The following is a 2,732-nucleotide window of genomic DNA, read 5'->3' on the forward strand; positions in this document are numbered from 1 at the left end:
GCTGGCGATCGCGATCGACAGCATCACGGCATCCGGGCTCAGGTCGTTGACGACCCGGCCGTCGACCCGGCGGCTGAGGAACGGCTCGAGCATGATCGGCAGGTCGGCCCGTGCGGCCGCGGTCACCGCGTCGGCCGTCGAGGCCAGCGTGGGCGCCGTCCCGTCGTCGTCGAGGTTCACGCGCAGCAGTGCCTTGGCGAAGTCGATGCCGGAGTCCACCATCGCGGGCACGTCGTACCCGGTGTAGCGGTCGTCCATCTCGAAGGTCGCTCCGCGGAGCCCGCCGCGGTTCATCGACCCGACGACGATCTTGTCGTCGAGCAGGCCCAGCATCGCCAGGTCGTCGATGATGTCGGGGGTGCCGAGCACACCGTCCACCCCCGGATGCCGCAGGGCGATCGCGAGCCGATCGAGCAGCTCATAGCGGTCGGCCATGGCGAACGGCGACCCGCCGACCGCGAGCGCACCGCGTGCGGGGTGATCGGCGGCGATGATGAACAGCCGCCCGTCCCCACGGATGATGTCGCGACGGCGACGTCCGGCCAGCGTCTCGCGGATCGCGTGCGGCGACTCCGCGCGCACCGTCCGGAGCCGGTGGAAGTCCTCTTCGGTCAGGGCTGTCATCTCACGCATCTCCGTTCACGACCTCGGCGACCTCGCGTTCGGTCGGCATCGCCGTCGAGCATTCCCGGCGTCCGGCGACGATGCCGCCCGCCACATTCGCATAGGTCAGGGTCTTCTCCAGCTCCCACTCGGCGAGCAGTCCATGGCAGAGCGCACCGCCGAACGCGTCGCCGGCACCGAGTCCGTTCACGACCTCGACCGCGGTCGCGGGGATCTCGACCTGCCTCGACCGCGTCTTGGCGAGCACTCCGCGGGGTCCCTGCTTCACGATCGCCAGCTCGACGCCGCGCTCGAGGAGCGCATCCGCCGCACGCTGCGGGTCGGTCTCGCCGACCGCGACCTCACACTCCTCGCGGTTTCCCACGGCGACCGTGGCGAACTCCAGCGCCCGCTGGATCTGCACGCGGGCCTCGTCGGGCGTCTCCCAGAACATGGGGCGGTAGTCCAGATCGAACACGGTGTGCGCTCGGCGCCCGCGCGCCCGGAGGAGCTCGAGGTGCGTCTGCCGGCTCGGCTCCTCGCTCAGGCCGGTCGCGGTGAACCAGACGAGCGCAGCCTGCCGCACCGCGGCCTCGTCGACGTCGCCCGGCCGGATCTGCAGGTCGGGGGCGGTCGGTTCGCGATAGAAGTACAGCGGGAAGTCGTCCGGCGGGAAGATCTCGCAGAACGTGATCGGGGTCTTGTACGTCGCGTCGGTCGCGACGTACCGGTTGTGCACCCCGAGGCGCTCGAGCTCTGTGCGCAGGTACCGCCCGAAGGGGTCGTCACCGACGCGGGAGAGCAGTGCGGTGTCATGGCCGTACCGTGCGGCGGCGACCGAGACGTTCGCAGCGCTGCCGCCGAGGTACTTGCCGAAGCTGGCGACCTCGCCGAGGCCGACGCCGTCCTGCAGCGGATACAGGTCGACACCCAGGCGCCCGATGGCCAGGATCTCCGGGACCGATGTGTGCTCGGTCATCGCTCCCCCTCTCCCTCGATCATTTGTCTTAACATTAGCACTTAGTCGCTCACTTGCCGTGATCAGTCGATCGCCCGGCGGATGCTGAGCATCCCGCCGCCGACGGCACGAGCAGCCGCCGCGTCGAAGGCGCCGTCCTGCACCTCACCGGCCAGGTCGACCCGCGCCCAGTCGCCGGGTGACGTGAACGCCACCTCGCGCTCCTCGGTCAGGTAGTTCACGAACCGGAGCTCGGCCTCGGTGCCGACGCGTCGCGCCGACTCCAGCACCACATCACCCGACAGCCGCACGGGGAACGCCGCCTCGGGCAGCGGGCCGTCGGCCGCACCCGAACCGCGGACCACGAGCGGGTCGTGCCGGAAGAGATCGGCGGCGCGCACCGCGGTCGCGTCGTCGGCGCCGACCAGGATCGCCAGATCGGTGTGCACGGCGACCCCGAGGTACTGGGCGCCCGGCACGGGGATCTCGGATCCGGCCGGCTCGTCGCGCAGCGGGTGCACGTTCACGCTCATCATCCCGACCGAGCGCGACAGCGTGACCGCGAGAGCATCCGGCGCGTCGGCCGTCGACACCAGCTCGTACTCCGACAGCTTCTGCACCAGCACCGCGGTCGAGCCCGCGGCGGCGAAGCGGTACGCCGGATACGTCGGCAGCGGGAACTCGCCCCAACCGCCCTCGGCCTCGCGTCCGCGCACGGTCGTGCCGTACTGCCCGGCACTGCGGGAGGAGTCGAGACCCGCGCCGTCGACGGGCACCAGCACCCGGAGCCGGTGATCGGAGGCGGTGTTCACGTAGTCGACGCCGACGCGCAGGAAGCCCTCGCCCTCGCGCAGCTCGATCGTGGTCTCGGTCACCAGCGGCACCGTCGCGGTCGAGCGCCGCCGGTCCGCGTCCAGGCGCTCCGGCAGGTCGTAGACCCGGCGGATGCGGATGCGTCCGCGCAGCGGCCCCTCCTCGAGCACGGTCACCTCGACCGACGAGGGCGTCGAGACGGCGGATGCCGCATCGACCGGGCCGTAGTTGTACGAGTCGCCGCAGTCGCCGTCGTCGACGAGAGCGAGCGCGCCGTCGATCGACGAGCCGTCCGCGCCGTCGATGCGGACGGTGCCGTCGGCGTTCACGGTCGCGGTCAGCGCGCCGTTGGAGAGCG

General features: G+C 71.4%; 3 protein-coding genes. All 3 read right to left on the reverse strand.

Annotated elements, in window-relative coordinates:
* Positions 1 to 624, reverse strand: a 624-nt coding sequence (locus ACNPM4_RS05440) for a Cgl0159 family (beta/alpha)8-fold protein (protein WP_448984980.1), incomplete at its 3' end; no start/stop codon positions are given.
* A gap of 1 nt (position 625) precedes the next feature.
* On the reverse strand, positions 626 to 1,582 hold the full coding sequence (gene iolC / locus ACNPM4_RS05445) for a 5-dehydro-2-deoxygluconokinase (protein ID WP_448984982.1): 957 nt from the start codon (positions 1,580 to 1,582) through the stop codon (positions 626 to 628).
* Positions 1,583 to 1,644: 62 nt separating this feature from the next.
* Positions 1,645 to 2,732: alpha-mannosidase (locus tag ACNPM4_RS05450; RefSeq protein WP_448984984.1), on the reverse strand; the 1,088-nt coding region annotated here is incomplete at its 5' end.

Source organism: Microbacterium umsixpiens (assembly GCF_053543675.1).

Bases quoted from the DNA above. Each gene is read 5' to 3' on its own strand.
- iolC (WP_448984982.1), bottom strand. From the start codon at position 1,582: ATGACCGAGCACACATCGGTCCCGGAGATCCTGGCCATCGGGCGCCTG.